General features: G+C 65.2%; 16 protein-coding genes. 10 read left to right on the top strand and 6 right to left on the bottom strand.

Going from position 1 to position 19,065, the window contains the following annotated elements:
• Window positions 1-77: 77 nt before the first annotated feature.
• From X756_RS147430 to X756_RS147465, 9 genes are all read left to right on the top strand, one after another.
• The gene (locus X756_RS147430; RefSeq protein WP_031238850.1) at window positions 78-1,268 is read left to right on the top strand and encodes an MFS transporter; all 1,191 of its coding nucleotides are present in this window, start codon (window positions 78-80) and stop codon (window positions 1,266-1,268) included.
• Window positions 1,265-1,732 (top strand): cyclophilin-like fold protein, encoded by a 468-nt coding sequence (locus tag X756_RS147435; protein WP_023730476.1) that lies wholly within the window; start codon window positions 1,265-1,267, stop codon window positions 1,730-1,732. Before X756_RS147430 ends, X756_RS147435 begins: the two co-directional genes overlap by 4 nt.
• Window positions 1,733-1,751: 19 nt before the next feature.
• Complete coding sequence (locus X756_RS147440) at window positions 1,752-2,147, top strand: cupin domain-containing protein (protein WP_023730475.1); 396 nt, start codon at window positions 1,752-1,754, stop codon at window positions 2,145-2,147.
• 24 nt (window positions 2,148-2,171) lie between these two features.
• Window positions 2,172-3,188 carry a zinc-dependent alcohol dehydrogenase family protein gene (locus X756_RS147445; protein WP_023730474.1) on the top strand — a complete coding sequence of 339 codons (1,017 nt, stop codon included), beginning with the start codon at window positions 2,172-2,174 and terminating at the stop codon, window positions 3,186-3,188.
• Between the two features lie 57 nt (window positions 3,189-3,245).
• Window positions 3,246-3,680: a lipocalin-like domain-containing protein gene (locus tag X756_RS147450; protein WP_023730473.1), complete on the top strand. Its 435-nt coding sequence runs from the start codon at window positions 3,246-3,248 to the stop codon at window positions 3,678-3,680.
• 20 nt (window positions 3,681-3,700) lie between these two features.
• A complete protein-coding gene (locus X756_RS0134760; protein ID WP_156941394.1) occupies window positions 3,701-4,891 on the top strand; it encodes an arabinose transporter in 1,191 nt (396 codons plus the stop codon).
• Between the two features lie 305 nt (window positions 4,892-5,196).
• On the top strand, window positions 5,197-9,285 hold the full coding sequence (locus X756_RS147455) for a Pls/PosA family non-ribosomal peptide synthetase (RefSeq protein ID WP_023730472.1): 4,089 nt from the start codon (window positions 5,197-5,199) through the stop codon (window positions 9,283-9,285).
• A gap of 183 nt (window positions 9,286-9,468) precedes the next feature.
• Window positions 9,469-10,137, top strand: coding sequence for a 4'-phosphopantetheinyl transferase superfamily protein (locus tag X756_RS147460; RefSeq protein WP_023730470.1), 669 nt, complete (start codon window positions 9,469-9,471; stop codon window positions 10,135-10,137).
• Window positions 10,138-10,249: 112 nt separating this feature from the next.
• Window positions 10,250-10,786 (top strand): dihydrofolate reductase family protein, encoded by a 537-nt coding sequence (locus tag X756_RS147465; protein WP_023730469.1) that lies wholly within the window; start codon window positions 10,250-10,252, stop codon window positions 10,784-10,786.
• Between the two features lie 168 nt (window positions 10,787-10,954).
• Here the strand turns inward: X756_RS147465 and X756_RS147470 are convergent, their stop codons facing one another.
• From X756_RS147470 to X756_RS147490, 5 genes are all read right to left on the bottom strand, one after another.
• Complete coding sequence (locus tag X756_RS147470; protein ID WP_023730468.1) at window positions 10,955-11,815, bottom strand: patatin-like phospholipase family protein; 861 nt, start codon at window positions 11,813-11,815, stop codon at window positions 10,955-10,957.
• A complete protein-coding gene (locus X756_RS147475; RefSeq protein WP_023730467.1) occupies window positions 11,812-13,188 on the bottom strand; it encodes a pitrilysin family protein in 1,377 nt (458 codons plus the stop codon). The genes X756_RS147470 and X756_RS147475 overlap by 4 nt, the downstream gene beginning before the upstream one ends.
• 188 nt (window positions 13,189-13,376) lie before the next feature.
• Window positions 13,377-14,732, bottom strand: a complete 1,356-nt coding sequence (locus tag X756_RS147480) for a pitrilysin family protein (protein ID WP_023730466.1) — start codon at window positions 14,730-14,732, stop codon at window positions 13,377-13,379.
• A 96-nt stretch (window positions 14,733-14,828) separates the two neighbouring features.
• Window positions 14,829-15,383: a 16S rRNA (guanine(966)-N(2))-methyltransferase RsmD gene (rsmD, locus tag X756_RS147485; protein ID WP_023730465.1), complete on the bottom strand. Its 555-nt coding sequence runs from the start codon at window positions 15,381-15,383 to the stop codon at window positions 14,829-14,831.
• A 47-nt stretch (window positions 15,384-15,430) separates the two neighbouring features.
• Window positions 15,431-17,599, bottom strand: coding sequence for a pseudouridine synthase (locus tag X756_RS147490; protein ID WP_023730464.1), 2,169 nt, complete (start codon window positions 17,597-17,599; stop codon window positions 15,431-15,433).
• A gap of 180 nt (window positions 17,600-17,779) precedes the next feature.
• Between X756_RS147490 and X756_RS147495 the strand changes: the two genes are divergently transcribed.
• The gene (locus X756_RS147495) at window positions 17,780-18,232 is read left to right on the top strand and encodes a nucleoside deaminase (protein WP_023730463.1); all 453 of its coding nucleotides are present in this window, start codon (window positions 17,780-17,782) and stop codon (window positions 18,230-18,232) included.
• Window positions 18,233-18,259: 27 nt separating this feature from the next.
• Here the strand turns inward: X756_RS147495 and X756_RS147500 are convergent, their stop codons facing one another.
• On the bottom strand, window positions 18,260-18,943 hold the full coding sequence (locus tag X756_RS147500; RefSeq protein WP_023671541.1) for a hypothetical protein: 684 nt from the start codon (window positions 18,941-18,943) through the stop codon (window positions 18,260-18,262).
• Window positions 18,944-19,065 lie beyond the last annotated feature (122 nt).

Below are 19,065 nucleotides of genomic sequence, written 5' to 3'. Positions count from 1 at the left end.
TTAAATGGGTTCCCCTGCAATATCTTCTGGCAGCGACGGCGGCTGATCCGTCCCGTCGCTTTGCCAGGATGCCAATCATGGAAACCACATACGACACAAGGCTTGTTGAAAACCGCGCCGCATGGGGCGCGGTGTTGTCGATGGCGCTGTGTGTTTTCGTGCTCATCGCGTCGGAATTCATGCCGGTCAGCCTGCTGTCGCCGCTAGCGGCCGATCTCGGCATCACCGAGGGCCGCGCGGGACAGGCGATCTCGATTTCGGGCGCTTTCGCCGTCGTGACCAGCCTGCTGGTCGCCGGCCTCACGCGCCACATCGACCGCCGACTGGTCGTGACCGGCTTCACCCTCCTCCTCATCGTGTCCGGTCTGGCTGTCACCTTCGCGCCGAACTACGCGTTGCTCATGGTCGGCCGGGCGCTGCTCGGCATCGCGATCGGCGGGTTCTGGTCGATGTCGACCGCAATCGTCATGCGCCTCGTGCCGCAAGACATGGTTCCGAAGGGTCTCGCCATGCTGAACGCCGGCAATGCCATTGCGGCCACCATCGCCGCGCCGCTGGGCAGTTTTCTTGGCGCCTATGTCGGCTGGCGCGGCGCTTTCTTCCTCGTCGTGCCGTTTGGTCTCCTGGCGCTGGCCTGGCAGTGGACAAGCCTGCCGGCGCTGCCGCCGCGCCGGAGGAAACGTGCCGGCAACCCGCTGGCGCTGCTCGGCCGTCTTCCTGTCGCTACCGGCATGGCGTCGATCATGATGCTGTTCATGGGCCAGTTCGCGCTCTTCACCTATCTGCGGCCCTTCCTCGAGAACGTCACGCGGCTCGACATCGCCGCCCTCTCGGCGGTCTTGCTGGCGATGGGGCTGGCCGGGGTGCTCGGCACATGGTGCGTCGGCCGGCTTTTGCGCACGCGTCTGTTCAGCATCCTCACCGTCATCCCGCTGGTCATGGCTGCGCTGGCCGCCGCGCTCATCGCCTTCGGTGCACTCCCGGGTCCCACAGCGCTGCTGCTCGTTGCCTGGGGCTTCTTCGGCATGGCCGCGCCGGTTGGTTGGGGCACGTGGCTCAGCCGAACATTGCCGAACGACGCGGAGGCCGGCGGCGGGTTGCAGGTAGCCGTCATCCAGCTCGCCATCACCGGCGGCGCCGCGATCGGCGGCACGCTGTTCGATACGGTCGGCTGGTGGGGACCGTTCACCCTGGGCGCGGTGCTGCTCTGCGGATCGGCGCTCGCCGCCCTTGCCGCAGCGTATATGGCCCGGAGGTCTTTGCCATGACGATCGAACGTGCGCCGCTCAGCCGCCGGACATTGCTCGGCGTGGCGCTCGCAATGGCCCTGCCTCGCACAGCCGCCGGCCAGGAAGGCCAATCTCCCGTCAGCCAGGAGCCCACCGGCATGAAGATCAGGATGGTTTTCAACGGCCGCACCATGACCGCCACGCTCTACGACAATCCCTCGGCGCGCGACTTCTTCTCCATGCTGCCGCTCGACCTCGAGATCGAGGATTACGCCCATAACGAGAAGATCGCCTATCTGCCGCGCAAGCTGACCGAGGAGGGAAGCGGTCCGTTCGCCGACGAGCAGCCCTACGACCTGTGCCATTTCATGCCCTGGGGCAACCTGGCCATGTTCTACGCCGACTACCGCCATCCCGGGCTGATCAGGCTTGGCCGCTTCGACGAGGGTGAGCAGGCCCTGCACATTCGCGGCAAATTCCCGCTTCGCATCGAGCGCATTTGAGGACGCAAAGGAGATCACCATGGACATTCTTCGCGCCGGCACCAGGCCTTCCGGCAAGGGACCGCCTGACTGGTTCACCGGAACGGTGCGGATCGATCCGCTCTTCAATCCCTTCGACGCCGAGCGGGTTCAAGGCGCACAGGTGACCTTCGAGCCCGGCGCCCGCACCGCCTGGCACACGCATCCGCTCGGCCAGACGCTGATCGTCGTCTCCGGCCTCGGCCGCGTGCAGCGCGAAGGTGGCCCGGTCGAGGAAATCCGTCCGGGCGACGTCGTCTGGTTCGCGCCCGGCGAAAAACACTGGCACGGCGCGTCGCCTCGGACCGCCATGACCCACATTGCCCTCCAGGAGGTCAAGGACGGCAAGGTCGTGGACTGGCTGGAACATGTCAGCGACGCCGACTACGGCGGCTGATCTCTCCCCTCGAAAGGAACCAACATGCTTGCAACCGTTCTTCACAAACCGGGCGACATACGCTGCGAGGAAATCGCCGATCCGAAAATCATGCGGCCGACGGACGCCATCATCAAGCTGTCGGCAAGCTGCATCTGCGGCTCGGACCTGTGGCCCTATCGCGGGCTGCAGCCGGTCGCCGGGCCGATGCATATGGGCCACGAATATTGCGGCATCGTCGTCGAGGTCGGCGCAGAGGTGCGAACCGTCCGTCCCGGCCAGTTCGTCGTCGGCTCGTTCTGCCTCTCCGACAATACCTGCCCGCATTGCCGCTTCGGCTTCCAGTCGTCTTGCGTGCAGCGCGAGTTCATGTCGGGCGCGCAGGCGCCTTACGCCCGCGTGCCGTTGGCCGATGGCACACTGGTCGCCACCGCCGAGGTGCCGCCGGCCGAACTCATCCCAGACCTGCTGGCTGTGTCCGATGTGCTCGGCACCGGCTGGTATGCGACCGACGCAGCCGAGGTCCGCGAAGGATCGACGGTGGTGGTGGTCGGCGACGGTGCGGTCGGCCTGATGGGCGTGCTTGCGGCCAAGGAGATGGGCGCCGAGCGGATCATCGCCATGAGCCGGCACGCCAGCCGCCAAAAGCTCGCCCGCGAGTTCGGCGCCACCGACATCGTCGCCGAGCGCGGCGAGGAAGGCGTGGCCCGCATCAAGGAACTCACCAAGGGCGTCGGCGCGGACTCCGTGCTGGAATGCGTCGGCACGGGAGAATCCTTCGACCAGGCGCTGGCCTGCTCCCGCCCCGGCGGCACCATCGGCTATGTCGGCGTGCCGCACGGCGTGAACTTCGACGGCCAAAAACTATTCTTCGGCCAGAAACGCATGTTGGGCGGCCCGGCGCCGGTGCGCCGCTTCCTGCCCGACCTGATGGACCGTGTGCTGCAAGGTCGGATCAAGCCCGGCAAGGTCTTCGACCTCAAGCTGCCGTTGGCCGAGGTCGCTGAAGGCTATCGCGCCATGGACGAGCGTCGCGCCATCAAGGTCATGCTTTCGGTGTGAGCAAGATCGGGCGGACGGTCTGTGCGCTCCCACAACTCAGAAAAGGAACAACGACATATGACGATGAGATTGAAGATTGCCGCCCTTGCTCTTGCGCTTTCGGTCGCCACGCCGGCTTTCTCGCAAGAGTCCGCGATCATCGGCGCATGGCGGATGATTTCGCTCGAGGCCGGGGCAGAGGGAAACCTGAAGCCCGTGCCCTATTCCGGCCAGCTCATCTTCACCGAGGCCGGCACCCTCTCGGTGCAGGCGCAGAACCCCGACACCAAGGCGCAGGACACGCCTTACACGGCGAATGGCTACGAAGCCTATTACGGGCCGGTCGCCATCAACGACCAGGACAAGACCTTCGTCATCACAATCGAGTCCTCCCTGGTCCGCAACCTCGTCGGGAAGGGCATGAAACGCAAATTCGAGGTCTCGGACAACAAACTGGTCCTCACGCCGGACAACCCGGCCGAAGGCTGGCGCGTGACCTACGAACGCTACTGATCCGAACAGTTGGGCTGCCGATGGCCAAAATGGCGCGGATTCCAGACCGAGATGGCGTCATGGCGGAGCTGGTACCGATCATGGCGGCCGTCTTCGCCGGCTTCCTGCTGATCGGCCTGGCGCTACCCGTCCTGCCGCTGCATCTTCACCAGCAGCTCGGCTTCGGCCCCTTCGCAGTGGGACTGGTGACGGGCAGCCAGTTCGTCGCCTCGATGCTGTCGCGCATCGGGGCTGGAAACTATGCCGATGGACGCGGCGGCAAGCGCGCCGTCGTCGTCGGCCTCATTGCCGCTGCCCTTGCCGGGTTATTTTACCTCGGCTCGCTGGCATTGCTCGACCGGCCGGTAGCGTCCGCATCGGCGCTGTTCGCCGGCCGGGCGGTGCTGGGCGCGTCCGAGAGCTTCATCATCACCGGCGGCGTCGCCTGGGGCCTCTCCGTTGCGGGCGGACAGAACTCCGGAAAAGTCATAGCCTGGGTGGGCACGGCCATGTTTGCGGCGCTCGCGCTAGGAGCGCCGGTCGGATCTGCGCTCTATGCAGCGAGCGGTTTCACCGCGATCGCGCTCGCGACGATCCTCCTGCCGCTGGCGACGCTGCTTGCCATCCTGCCGATGCGCGGCACCAGCGCCGCCGCGGGCAGCGTGCCGCAGTCATGGAGGAGCGTGGCGAAAGCGGTCTGGCTTCCTGGCGTCGGAGCTGCTTTCAGCAGCCTCGGCTATGGTGCTATTCTGGGCTTCGGCGCCCTGCTCTTCGCCGAGCGGGGCTGGCAGCCGGTATGGCTTCCTTTCACGGCCTATGCTGCGTCTCTGATTGTGGCAAGGCTGTGCTTCGGCCACCTGCCCGACAGGCTTGGAGGCGCACGCGTCGCCGTGATCTTCGTCGCGGTCGAGGCGGCAGGGCTGATGCTGATCTGGCTTGCGACCGGGCCTGTTGTCGCCGCAATCGGAGCGGGTCTGACTGGCCTCGGCTACTCGCTGGTCTATCCCGGCCTCGGCGCCGAGGCCGTAGGCCATCTTCCGTCGCGCAGCCGCGGCCTGGCCATGGGACTCTACACCGTCTTCCTCGACGTGGCGCTCGGCTTCGGCAGTCCGGCGCTCGGCCTGGTCGCCGCGTCGACCGGGCTGCAATTCGTCTTCTTCGCCGTTGCGGCGGCAACGCTTCCGGCGTTGGGCATCGCTCTGCTGCTGGGTCGCCGTAACGCTCCATTGTAGACAGCTCGCCGGCGCCGTCCGCATGAGGTTCGCTCATAGTCTCTTTCCGGGTCGCCACTGAGGCTGAACCCCTGCCCCGCAAGGGTCAACGAGGCCCGGCAAATCCCCGCCCAGACACACTCCAGAAACAAAATTCAACAGTTCGGAAAAACCGGCGAAAAGATCGGGTGGCATAAGCTTCCCCGTCGGGATTCCGGGCACTTCCTTTTTGGAAGCCCTCCACCAACAAAATCGCAGCGGCGGCGCAGTGCCTGCTCCAGCGGCGGCATGAACAGCCGGGCAATGCCCGGCGAGGACGAGAAAGTATGGACATGGACTACGATATCGCCGAACTGGACAGCGACGCGGCAACACCGATCGGCGGCCTGCCAGGCATCGATGCGCTGGCACGGATCGCTCGCGGCCCGACAAGGAACGGCCAGGTCCTGACGGGCGCCGACTTTGCCCGGCAGCCGGGTGAGCGGCTCGATACGGTGTTCGAGCAGCTCGCCGTAACGTTTGCCGCACTGCCGGCGGTGATCTCCGAAGGGCGCGTGTGGACCTATCAGGAGCTGAACAGCCGCGCCAACCAGTTCGCCCGCATGCTGATCAAGCACGGCGTGCGGCCGGGCCACCGGGTCGGGCTCATTCTCGACCGGTCGGCGGAAACCTATGTCGCGTTGCTGGCGGTGATGAAGGCGGGGGCTGCCTTCGTGCCGCTGGCCACCGCGTTTCCGCAGGAGCGGATGGCGCTGATCATCGAAGACGCCGCCGTCAGCATGATCGTCACCATCGCCGCCTATGCGTCGCGCGCCGGTCAACTGCCCGTTCCCCATGTGCTGATCGACAGCGCCGCCGCCGAAATTTCCGCACAGTCGCCCGCGCCGCTGAAGCCGCAGGCGACCGACGACATCTGCTACATCCTCTATACCTCGGGCACCACCGGCAAGCCCAAGGGCGTGGTCATCACGCACCAGAGCTTCGTCAACTTCATACACGTCGCCGCCGCCTCCTACGGCTACCGGCCGGGCGACCGGGTGTATCAGGGCATGACCATTGCCTTCGACTTTTCCTCCGAAGAGATCTGGGTGCCGTTCGTCGCCGGCGCGACGGTGGTGCCGGCACCTGGCCAGATGCCGCTGGTGGGCGAGGAACTGGCGGATTTCCTGCGCCTCCATGACATCACCTGCATGGCCTGCAGCCCCACATTGTTGTCATCGATGACATCGGACGTTCCCAACCTACGCACGCTTTTGGTGGGCGGCGAGGCCTGCCCGCACAATCTGGTGGTGCGCTGGTCGAAGCCGGGCCGGCAGATCCTCAACACCTACGGGCCGACCGAGGCGACCGTCACCGCGACGATGGGAGCGCTGACGCCGGACCGTCCGGTGACCATCGGCGCGCCGCTGCCAACCTACTCGATCGTCATTCTCGACGCCTCGCTGCCGCAGCTTGCCGAGCCTGGCGCACTGGGCGAGATCGGCATTGCCGGCATCGGGCTCGCCGTCGGCTATCTCAACCGGCCGGAGCTCACCGACCAGAAATTCATCGCCGATTTCGTCGGCCTGCCGAACAACCCGTCGCAGCGCATCTACCGCACCGGCGATCTTGGCCGGATCAACGATAAAGGCGAGATCGAGTATGCCGGGCGCATCGACACGCAGGTGAAGATTCGCGGCTATCGCATCGAGCTCGGCGAGATCGAGGCGGTGCTGCTCGACCAGCCCGAGATCGCCCAGGCCGCCGTCACCACCTGGGAGATCGAACCCGGCCGCGTCGAACTGGTTGCCTATTACGCGCTCAAAACCGGCGTAGCGGCGATTTCCCGAGGGGATCTCGCCCAGACGATGAAGCGGCGGCTGCCCGACTACATGGTGCCCGCCTATCTGGAGGAACTGCCTGCCATCCCGATGACCGTCTCCAACAAGGTAGACCTGCGCCAACTGCCGAAGCCGACGAGCGTCCGGCTTTCGGCCGATCGCACAATGGTGCCGCCCGGCAATGAGGACGAGCGATTCCTGGCGGAAGCGCTGGCCACGGTGCTGAAATTCGACGCGGTGTCGGTCGAGGATCACTTCTTCGACGATCTCGGCGCCAACTCCTTGCTGATGGCGCATTTCTGCGCGCGCGTGCGCACCAGGAAGGAATGGGCGACGACGTCGATGCGCGACATCTATCTCTATCCCACAGTGGCGCGCCTGGCGCTGCATCTGGGGGTAGCGGAGGAGATGACGACGGCAACCAACGAGCCGGTCCTCACCCGCCGGGCCTCGAATTTCGCCTACTGGACCTGCGGCGCGGCGCAGCTTTCGTTCTACGGCCTCTACAGCTACGTGGCGCTCTGGGCGATCAATGACGGCCTCAACTGGATGTATGACGCGCTCGACGATCCGCTGCAGCTCTATATCCGGTGCGTGGCGCTCTCGGCCGCCGTGTTCTTCGGCATGTCGGGCTTTGCCGTCCTGGCGAAATGGGTGCTCATCGGCCGCTGGAAGGCCGAGGCGTTTCCGATCTGGGGCGTGCGCTACTTCCGCTTCTGGGTGGTCAAGACGTTGATCCGCACCGCACCCGTCGTGCTGTTCCGCGGCAGCCCGCTCTACAGCCTCTATCTGCAGCTGCTCGGCACCAAGCTGGGCAAAAACGCCGTCATCGAATCGAAGTCCGTGCCCGTCTGCACGGATCTTATTTCCATCGGCGCCAACACCATCCTGCGCAAGGAATCGATGATCCTCGGCTTCAGGGCCCAGTCCGGTTATATCCACACCGGGCCGCTGACCATCGGCCGCGATGCCTTCGTCGGCGTCGGCTCCACGCTCGACATCGACACCAGGATCGGCAACGGCGCCCAGCTCGGCCATTCGTCCTCGCTGCATCGCGGGCAAAGCATTCCCGACGGCGAGCACTGGCATGGATCGCCGGCGGTGCCGACCACGGCGGACTATTGCAAGGTGCGCAATGTCAATCCTTACCAGGTCCGGCGCTTCCTCTATGAAGCGCTGCAGCTGGTCGGCCTGTTTGGCCTCGTCACCCCGCTGCCGCTCCTGTTCCACAGCTACTGGGAATATGTCGGCGACGACTATCAGGAGACGATCGGCCTTGTCGCGATCGGCACCACGGTCACGCTTTTCGGCTATATCGCGGCGGCTTTCCTGGCAGCGACGCTGGTGCCGCGCCTGACGAGCCTGATCTTGAAGCCGGGCCGCACCTACACGCTTTACGGTTTCCGCTACTGGCTGCAGACCGTCGCCGAATTCGCCAGCAATTCCCGCGTGCTCGGGCTCCTGGCCGGCGACAGCTCGGCAATCGTGCACTACATGCGCGCCATCGGCTGGAACCTCAACAGAGTGGTGCAGACCGGCTCCAATTTCGGCTCCAACCAGCAGCACGAAAACCCGCTTCTGTGCGAGATCGGCACCGAGACCATGGTCTCGGACGGGCTGTTCATGATCAACATGCACAAGTCCGCCTCGGCCTTCAGGCTCGAGCCGACGCGCATCGGCGAACGCAACTATCTCGGCAACAACATCTATTATCCGCCGGACGGCCGCACCGGCGACAACGTGCTGCTCGGCACCAAGGTGATGATCCCCATCGACGGGCCGGTGCGCCAGAATGTCGGCCTTCTCGGTTCGCCTGCGTTTGAAATCCCGCGCATGGTGAACCGCGACAAGGAGCTTATCGCCGGCGTCGACGAGGCCGACCGGCGCCGGCGCATCCCGTTCAAGAACCGGCACAATCTGGTGACGATCCTGCTGTTCGTGGCAACGCAATGGGTCATGCTGTTCGCCACGCTGGCCATCTGGGACCGGGCGCTGAACTACTATACCGAATGGGCGGAGGTGGCGCTGTTCGCCGCCGTCATCTTGACCTCGGCGATCACCATTCCGTTCTACGTCCTTGTCGAGCGGGCAAGTCTTGGTTTCCGCGGCTTGAAGCCGCAGATGACGACCATCTACGACGTCGACTTCTGGCGTCACGAGCGCCACTGGAAGCTGGCGGATTCGCCCATCGTGCGCCTGTTCGCCGGCACGCCGTTCCGGCCGATGATCCTGCGCCTGCTCGGCGTCAAGGTCGGCAGGCGGGTCTATGACGGCGGCAGCAATTTGACCGAGCGTTCGCTGGTCGAGATCGGCGACGACGTCACGCTCAACGAGGGCTGCGTGATCCAGGCCCATTCGCTCGAAGAAGGCGCGTTCAAGTCCGATTTCATCCGCATCGGCGATGGCTGCACGCTCGGGCCTTCCGCCTTTGTCCACTACGGCGTGGTGATGGGCAAAGGCTCGATGGTCGATGCGGACTCCTTCGTGATGAAGGGCGAAGAGCTGGAGCCCAACTCGATCTGGCGGGGCAACCCGGCCAAGCTGCATCGCTTCGTCGAGCCGGTGCCGGAGGATGGCGTCAAGGCAACGGCTTGATGGGCCCAGACATCCGTCTCGTTTCGCTGACTGCGGCCAACCGGGCTGTGGTCGCGGCCCTGCAACTGGCCGCGGTGGGAATGAAGCGGCACGCCGCCTCTATCGCGCTGCCGGTTTCGTCGAAGAAGGGCCCGACGAGGACGGGGAAATGATCGCCGACCTCGCTCTGCGGGGCGAACAGCCATGACGCGCCCGCCCGATGCCGGTGCCAGCCTGTCGGCGCAGTTGCTGGCGGCGATGGCCGCCATGGCACCGGCCGGCGTTCGGATCGGATGCCGCACGATCCGCGAAGGCGATGAGAACCATTTGCTGCCGCAGGAAGCACGCTCCATCCCGTCACGCCTGCCGCTGATGCGGCGGGCGAGTGGCGCGGCGCGGTGGATCGCGCACGAGCTGCTGGCGGATATGGGCTTGAACGACGTCGCTATCCTCCGCGGCTCCTCCGGCGCACCGGTATGGCCTCATGGAGTAACGGGGTCGCTGGCTCACGACGACGAGATAGCCGTGGCGGCCGTCGCGCCGCTCTCCCACGTCGCCTCGCTCGGCATCGATATCGAGCCCGCTTTGCCCCTGCCCGACGACATCTTCGCGCTGGTTGCAGTCCCCGCTGACCGGATCGACGCAACCGACCCGTATCTTGCCGGTCGCATCCTTTTTGCCGCCAAGGAAGCTGTCTACAAGGCCGCCTACCCGCTTGATGGCGAAGTGCTGGGCTATGACGACATCACCGTCGATCTCGACGCAAGCGACGCTGTGACGAAGACGGGCCGCAGAGCGAGACTGGTTTACTGCGTTGCTCCGTGTGTGGTCGTTCTGGCGTTTGTCGATGGTGTCCGAAGCGCCCCCCTTTAAGCGCGATGGGCCAGCGCCCGACAGCAACGCCTGCTCAACAAAGCGCTTTTTTTCGCAGAGCGGTCGCAAAAGGCTCACACGGTTCGTCCTTTGACAGAAGAAGGAGAGCGCCATGAGAAACCTTATTATCACCGAGTTCATCAGCATCGATGGCTTCGCCGAGGTCGAGAAGCTGCCCAGCGTGACCTGGAACGATGAGATGCAAAGGTTCAAGGAGGACGAGCTTGCCGACAGCGGGGCCATGCTTCTGGGGCGCACGACCTACGAGATTTTTGCCGGCTCTTGGCCCAAGGAAACCGGAGACTTCGCCGACCGTTTCAATGCTCTGCCGAAATATGTCGCGTCGACAAGCCCGAAGGCACTCGACTGGAAACCGGCCGAGTTGCTGAAGGGTGTGTTGCCGGAAGCGGTTCGGGCGCTGAAGCAAGGCAGCGGCGGCAACATCTATGTGCATGGCAGCCTGAGCGTCGCGCGGGAATTGCTGCGCCATGGTCTGGTCGATCGCGTCAGGCTGCTGAGCTACCCTGGCTCCGTCGGGGAGGGCAAGAAGCTGTTCCCGCCCGATATGCCGGTGGCGTTGGAGCCGATCTCGACCGTACAGTTCAGCAATGGCGTGGTGGCGCTGGAATATGCGGCTGGGAGGGTGTGAGACGCTGGTCGGGTAATCTCCCCTTGAGGGGAGATGTCGCCGAAGGCGACAGAGGCGGTCGGTCCGTCCTGACGCAACCTCCTATCGACAGTAGGAGGTCTAGCTTCACGCGAGACGACCCCCTCTGGCCTGCCGGCCATCTCCCCCTCGAGGGGGGAGATCGGCAGCTCACCCTACTTTCTTCCCCCGCTTGCCCTTGGCACGCGCCTCGACCACTCTTTCCACCTCGCGCTTCAGTTCGTCCTTGACCTCCTGCGTCTCGGCCATCAGCGTGTCGATCTTCATGAAATCGAGCACGCGGTATTTCGACACTGGCGGGCGGATCAATATGTCTGGTGGGCGCTGGTTCAGCTTGTGGGCGATGATCGACTGCATCATCAATTGCGTCGCGCCATACATCAGGTCGACCGTGGTCGGGTGCTTGCGCTCGGCCTCGCTCGGCGCGCCGACGACGTCGATGGCGATGATGATGTCGGCGTCGTTTTCGATGAGGTCGAACGGCACCGGATTGTAGATGCCGCCGTCGATCAGCACGCGGTCGTCGCGCGTCACCGGGCGGAACACGGCGGGAATGGCAGCCGAGGCGGCGAGCGCCGAATGCAGGTCGCCCTCGTCGAAGACGGCTAGCTTGTGACCGAAATAGTCCGTCGCCGTCACCTTCAGCGGGATTTTCAGCTCGGCGAAGGTTTCCGGGATGGCTTCCGGCAGGAACGCCTTCAAGATGCGCTCTATGTTGAACTGGCTGACGCGGATGCCGCCCTGCATCGCCTCGGCGATGGTGCCGGGACGCGAGCGCCACATGCGCGCCGCCACCTCGGCGCGGCGGCCGAGGATCGAGCGGGCGTAGTCCTCGATGTCCTTGCCGCTCATGCCCGAGGCCATGCCGGCGCCCATGATGGCGCCGATCGAGGAGCCGGCGATGGCCACGGGCATGATGCCGAGCTCATCCAGCGCCTCGACGATGTGGATATGGGCGAGGCCGCGCGCGCCGCCGCCGCCAAAGGCGATACCGAAAGTCGGACCTGTCATTTGGCCTCCAGCTTCGGCCCGATGCTCATGATCGCGGGCGCCGGCGTCAGCAGCTTCTTCGCCGCTGCCTTGACCTGATCGAGCGTCACGCCGTTGATGAGCGCCGCGCGGCGCTGCACGTAGTCGATGCCGAGATTGTCGAGCTGCAATTCCACCAGGGTCGCGGCAATGGCGCTGGAAGAATCCAGATTGCTAATAGCATAGGAGCCGACCATGTATTTCTTGGTCGCGTCCAGCTCGGCCTCGGTCGGCCCCTCCTGCGCCATCTTCTTGACCACCTCCTTGACGATGGCGAGCGTCTCGGCGGCGCGGTCGGAACGCGTCGCCGTGGTGATGATCAGCGCATTGGAATGCTGGTGGTCGACCAGGTTGGAATCGACGGAGTAGGCCAGGCCGCGCTTTTCCCGCACCTCGTCATAGAGGCGCGAGGTGAAGGTGCCGCCGCCGAGAATCTGGTTCATCAGCACCGCGGGGAAGAAATCCGGCGCATCGCGCTTCACACCGGGGTAGGCAAACTGCAGCGAGGTCTGCGGCAGGTCGTAGTCGACCTCGAGCTGCTGGCCGAGCTTCAGCTCGGTATCGGCAACCGGTTGCAGCACCTGCTTTTCCGGCAGATCGCCGAAGACCTCATCGAGCTTCCGCTTCAGCGTCGCGGCGTCGATGTCGCCGACCACCGCGACATGCAGGCCGCTGAGGGCGAAATTGGCCTTGTGGAAGGCCGCCAGATCCGCCGCCGTGACGGTGGCAATGCTGTCCTTGGTGCCCTGGTCGGGCCTGGAATACGGATGGTCGCCATAGATGGCGCGCAGCCATTTGGTTTGCGCGACGGTGTTGGGGTCACGCTCATTGGCGATGATGCCGGACAGGATCTGGGCGCGGATGCGGTCGATCGGCGCCTGGTCGAAGCGCGGGCTGGTGACCGCCAGCCTGAGCAGGTCGAAGGCCGCATCCTTCTGCTCGGCCAGCATCCGCATCGCGCCATAGGTGCCGTCGCGCGCCGCTTCGAAGCCCATCTCTGCGCCGGCATCGTCAAGCTTGATCTGGAAGGCCTCGCTGTCGAGGTCGCCGGCGCCCTCGTCGAACAGGCCGGTCATCAGATTGACCAACCCTTCCCGCCCCGCCGGATCCTGCGTCGAGCCGCCATCGAAGACGAAGCGGATGGCGATGATCGGAATGGAGTGGTCCTCGACCAGCCAGGCATTGACGCCCTTTGACGAGGTCACCGGTTGGATGTCCATCGCGTGCGCGGCAAGCGCCGGCAGGATGAGGAAGAAGATGCCGAGGAACAGTGTGGCGAGGGCGTGGAGAACCGCGATGCGCCTATCAGCAATCGCATCAGGCCATTGATCGCCAAGGTCAGCTCCGCCCCTCATCGCGCTGCCGGGCACTTCTCCCCGTATAGTGACGGGGAGAAGGGGTCTCGCCGCGACGCTGGCGCTCTTCTTACGACGCTGATGGTTGGCGAAATCGGCGATGACAGCGCCCCTCTCCCCGTCACTATACGGAGAGAGGATGCCGGCAGGCAGGTGAGGGGCAGCGCCAATGCTCAATCTTGTCATCATCAATTCCCAGCCTGTTGCTGCGGCAAGAGATAGCCGGTCGTCGTACGGTCGAGCAGCAGATAGCGTGCGGCGACCGCCTTGATCTCATCGGCGGTGACCTTGCGAATGCGGTCCGGCCATTCCTCGATATCCCTGACGTTGCCGCCGGTGGCGAGCTCGGCGCCGTAGAGATTGGCCATCTCGTCCTGCTTGTCGCGGGCGAAGATCATGGCCCTGATATAGCGGGCCTTGGCCTTCTCCAGCTCGTCGGCGGTGACGCCGTCCTTGACGATGCGGGCGATCTCGGCCTCGACGGCCGCCTCGACGTCGCTCAGCTTGGCGTCGCCGCGCGGCGCGCCATAGACGGTGAAATTGGTGGCGTCGAGCATCGTACCCTGGAAGAAGGCGCCGGTCGCCGATGCGATGCCTTGCTTGACCACGAGTTGCTGGTAGAGCCTGCTGCGGCTGCCGCCGCCAAGGATCTCTCCCAGCAGGTCGAGCGCCTCGGCCTCGCCGGGTTTTGCCGTGTGGTAGGACGGAACCACCCATTGCGTCGAAAAGCTCGGCACCGAAACGCGCCCATCGGTGAGCGTCACCGTGCGCTTGGTGTTCTGCTCCGGCTCGACCGGGCGGATGCGCAGGGGCAGGTCGGGACCGCGCGCGACCTTGCCATAGGTTTTTTCGGCCAGCGCCTTCACGACCTCCGGCTCGACATCGCCGGCCACGATCAGCACCGCATTGTTGGGCCGGTAGTATTTGTCATAGAAGGCAACCGCATCGGTGCGGTTCAACTGCTCCATCTCCTGCATCCAGCCGATCACCGGAATGCGGTAGGGCTGGTTCTGCCAGAGCGTCGCGTCGACCTCTTCGTCGAGCACCGCCTGCGGATTGCTGTCGATGCGCGAGCGGCGCTCTTCCAGGATCACGTCGCGCTCGGTCTTGATGACCTCGTCGGTCAAGATGAGGTTGCGCATGCGATCGGCCTCGAAGCTCATCATCTCACCAAGTGCCGAGGGCGCCACCGTCTCGTGGAAGGCAGTGTAGTCATATGAGGTGAAGGCGTTGTTGGAGCCGCCGATGGCCGATATGGCGCGGTCGAACTCGCCCGCGGCGTGGTTGGTCGTGGCCTTGAACATCAGGTGTTCGAAGAAGTGCGCTATGCCGGACTTGCCTGGCGGCTCGTCGGCGCTGCCGATCTTGTACCACACCATATGGGTGACGATGGGGGCGCGATGATCGGGAATGACCACCACCTCCATGCCATTGTCGAGCAGGAAGTTGGCCACCTTGCCATCATCCGCGGCCAGGGCCGGGCCGGCCATGGTCAGCGCGGTGGCGAGCAAGGCTCTCCGCAGCCATTCAGTATGAAATGTCATTGATGGCTCCGGTTGTTATCGCGCGACGATAGGCAAGGTTAGCCGGGGAGGCAAAGTGAATTGTGCGTCATTTTGAAGGCGCCGATCGCCCCACCCTTACGCAAGCTCGACGAACCGGATCACCGTCTCGCCGTAGTTTCGTTCATCAAGCACCGAGAATTCCGGCCCAATCTCGAAGGGCGCCGAGGCGGCTTCCTCGACCACGCACAGCGCGCCTGGCAGCAGCCAGCCGCCATCCCTGGCCGAGCGCAGGGCGCGCTCGCCAAGGCCCTTGCCATAGGGCGGATCGGCGAAGACCAGGCCGAATGCCGCAAGCGTACCGGCCTCACCCAGGGCGGTCGCGTCGCGGCGGAAGATCTTGGTGCGGCCGGTAAGGCCAAAAGCTTCGACATTGGTGCGGATCAGGCCGCGCCCTTCGGCCGATTCTTCGATAAAGACGCCATAGGAAGCGCCGCGCGACAGCGCTTCGAGGCCGAGAGCGCCGGTGCCGGCGAAAAGGTCGAGCACACGCGCGCCGTCGAGCTTGTCGGCAAAGCGGTGCGCCAACACGTTGAAGACGGCCTCGCGGGCGCGGTCGGTCGTCGGGCGGATGGCATGGTCGCGCGGCGTCGCCAGCGGACGCCCGCGAAATTGGCCGCCGACGATTCTCATTTATTCCCGGGTCTCATTTAAGGCCGGATCTCATTTAAGTCCCGGCATCATCTGGTCCTCGGGCCCTTGGGACCGTTGCGTGGCCGCTCGCCGCCCCGACCGCCATCCGGACGCTCGCCACCCGGCTTGCCGAACGGCTTGGCTCCGCCCGGCTTGCCATAGGACGGCTTGAACGACGCCTTGCGCGCCTTGGCCTCAGCCGCCTTGGCGGCATCGGCTTCCGCCCTGCCCTTGCCGATCGGACGCGCGCCCGGCGCCATCCAGACATTAGCCTTGCGCTGGCCCGGCGGATCGATCGGCCGCTGCTCGCGCTCGGGCTTCTTGCCGCCGCGCGGTTTGTCACCAAAGGCGCCGCGCGGCTTGTCGCCGAAGCCTCCACGGGGCTTGTCGCCAAAATCGCCGCGCGGCTTTTCGCGAAACTCGCTGCGCGGCTTGTCCGAAAACTCGCTGCGCTCAGGTCTCGGGCCGCGTTCGCCAAAGCTCTTTTCCGGCCTCGCGCCCCTTTCGGGACTGGTCGACAGCTTGCCGAGCGCTTCGTCGCGGCTGCCTTCGCGGCGCTTGCGGTTCTTGATCAGACCGCCCTCGCCGATCGGCCGATGGTCACCCTCGCGGGTGACTTTCGGCCGTTCCGGCTCCACGTCACGCTCTCGCCGCACCGGCTGGTTGGAAAACGGCTTGATGATCTCGGCGTCGAAATTGGCGCCGGATTCCTCGACCAGTCGCTCGCCGAGCTGGTCGCGCAAGACGCGGCCCTTGATCTCCAGCACATGGCCTTCGGCGAGATCGTCGAGCTGGAACGGTCCGTAGGAGATACGGATCAGCCGCGTCACGTCGAGGCCGAGCGATCCAAGGATGTTCTTCACTTCGCGGTTCTTGCCTTCGCGCAGGCCGATCGTCAGCCACGCGTTGGTGCCTTGTTCACGATCGAGCGTCGCCTCGATGGCGCCGTAGAAGACGCCGTCGACGGCAATGCCTTCACGCAGGCCTGCGAGCATGCTTTCCTCGACCTTGCCATGAACGCGCACGCGGTAACGGCGCAGCCAGCCAGTGGCAGGCAGTTCGAGCACGCGCGACAGACCGCCATCATTGGTGAGCAGCAGCAGGCCTTCGGTGTTGATGTCGAGGCGGCCGATGGTCATCAGCCGCGGCAATTCGGCCGGCAGCACGTCGAACACGGTCTTGCGGCCCTCGGGGTCGCGGTTGGTGGTAACGACGCCGGCCGGCTTGTGAAACAGGAACAGGCGGGTGCGCTCGATCGGCGGGATCTCCATGCCGTCGAGATGGATGATGTCGCCTGGCATGACGTTGAAGGCCGGCGAGGTCAAAGCCCGGTTGTTGACCTTGACACGGCCCGCCGCGATCAGGTCTTCGGCGTCGCGGCGCGACGCCAGGCCGGCGCGGGCCAACCGCTTGGCGATACGCTCGCCGGCTTCTTCCGCATCTGCCGGACGCGGGCGCGGCTTGAAGGCGCCGCCAGATGCTTGCGGCCGGTCACCACCGAAATCGCGCTTGGGGCGATCGCTGAAGTCACGCTTGGGACGATCTCCGGCGTCGCGCTGCGGGCGATCGCCAAAATCGCGCTTTGGCCGGTCAAAACGCTTTTCGCCCTCGGCGGAAGCAGGCCGATCGCCACGCGGTGCGTAGGGCTTGCGCGGCCCTTCACGCTTTTCGAAAGGCTTGCCTTCGGGACGCGGCCCCTTGCTGAATGGCCGATCGCCGCCCTTGAAATCGCGCTTTGGCCGCTCGCCATCGGCCGCAACCGGCCGATCGCCGCGCGGTGCATAAGGCTTGCGCGGCCCCTCGCGCTTTTCATACGGCTTGCGTTCACCCTCGGCCGCCATCGGGCGATCCCCACGCGGCGCATAGGGTTTGCGCGGCCCTTCGCGCTTTTCATACGGCTTGCGCTCGCCTTCGGCTGCCATCGGCCGGTCACCGCGTGGTGCATATGGCTTGCGCGGTCCCTCGCGCTTTTCGAAAGGCTTGCCTTCGGGACGCGGACCCTTGCTGAATGGCCGGTCGCCACTTTTGAAATCGCGCTTGGGCCGCTCGCCCTCAGCCACTGCCGGCCGGGCGCTGCGCGGTGAATAGGGTTTCTTGGCCCCGAAGGAGGGTTTGCCGCTTTTGCCGGCGGCGCCATCGCGGCGCGGCCCCGCGGCTCCAGGGCCGCTTTTGCCCGGGCCTTTGTGGCGCGGAGATTTCTTGTCGTTGTCGTCCATGTGGCCTTTGCCTTGTTGCGCTGCTACAGCGTGGCGCATCCTTTCGGACGCGCAAAGGACGCTATAGCACTTTGATTTGGCGCATGATCATTTCCGAAAATCTGTTCCGATATTCGGGTTGACGCGCTCCATAACAGGATCACCGCCAAGTGGCGAGGAGATAATCGGAATGGAAACCGCTTGAAGCGGCCGGGTTTCATGGCGCTGGCGCTGAAAGAGGCGCAAGCCGCCGCCTTGCGCGGAGAAGTTCCCGTTGGCGCCGTCATCGCCAGCGGCGACACGGTGGTGGCATCCGCCGGTAACCGCACCCGCGAACTTGCCGATCCGACGGCGCATGCCGAAATGCTGGCGATCCGCGCGGCCTGCCAAACGCTCTCCAGCGAACGGCTGACCGGCCACGACCTCTATGTGACCCTGGAACCCTGCGCCATGTGCGCCGGCGCCATTTCCTTCGCCAGGCTGCGCCGGCTCTATTTCGGCGCGGCCGACGAGAAGGGCGGCGCGGTGGTCAACGGCGTGCGCTTCTTCGCTTCGCCGACCTGCCACCATACGCCCGACATCTATCCGGGCATGGCCGAGGCCGATGCGGCGCTGCTGCTCAGGGAATTCTTTCGGGAAAGACGCGAAACGTAGAGCCTTCAGCTACCGAAGGCGGCGTTCCTACCAGGAGGGCAGCCAGTCGAAGAGCCCGCCGCTCTTGCCCTTGGCGGCCGCTTCCTTCTTGAGGCGGCGTTCCTTCTTGTATTCATCCTCGCCGAGTTCGCCCTGCGGCGCCGTGTCGGAGGCAGCTCGGTAGGCCAGAGGCGGCTCGCTCAGATATCTGCGAGTGTTGGGATCGCCCTGCTTTTGCTCTGCGGTGCGGCGCTGGATCTCCGCGGCGCGGCCCTTGTCTGAATCCTTCGGCGACCAGGCCGGCGGGTGGCTGGAGCCCGAATCCGCCAGCGCCTTCTTCACGGAAGCCGGATCGGTCTGCACGTCATCGACGATCCCCGATTGATAGGACGGGTCGTCCTGGTGGGCAGTGGCGTCGGCACGCAGACGGGCGCGGCGCTGCTCGGGCGATTCGGGCCAATCGGTGCTCGCCGTCTCGATGCTTTCCTGAGGCGGCGGCAGCACTTCCTTCTGCCCCGGCGCCGGCTTTACCAGCTCCGGACGCGGCCTGTAGTCGATCTGTTCCTTGTGCTTGGGCGTGATCGCGAAGGCGCCGGAAAGGTCTCCGGCAAGCTGCTCGCCAGCCGTCTTGTCGGTGCCGTAGGTAGGCGAACCCATGCAACCGGACAGAGCGAGGCCGGACGCGACAAGCGGCGCCAGCAGAGCAACGCGCGCATAAGTTCTCTTGGTCATGCCAAAAAGTCCCACTCTAGACAGCCTCTCGATCGTCACCGGCCAAAGGCCCGGTCCCCATCGTCCACGCTCTTGCGACGGAATTCCGGCGACAATTTGTCTTCCGGAGTTTCGCGTGTTTA

Origin of the sequence: Mesorhizobium sp. LNJC405B00 (genome assembly GCF_000502615.1) — a bacterium.
Classification (GTDB): domain Bacteria; phylum Pseudomonadota; class Alphaproteobacteria; order Rhizobiales; family Rhizobiaceae; genus Mesorhizobium.
Note: the sequence above shows the minus strand (reverse complement) of the source record. Positions and strands in the feature narration are given on the sequence as shown.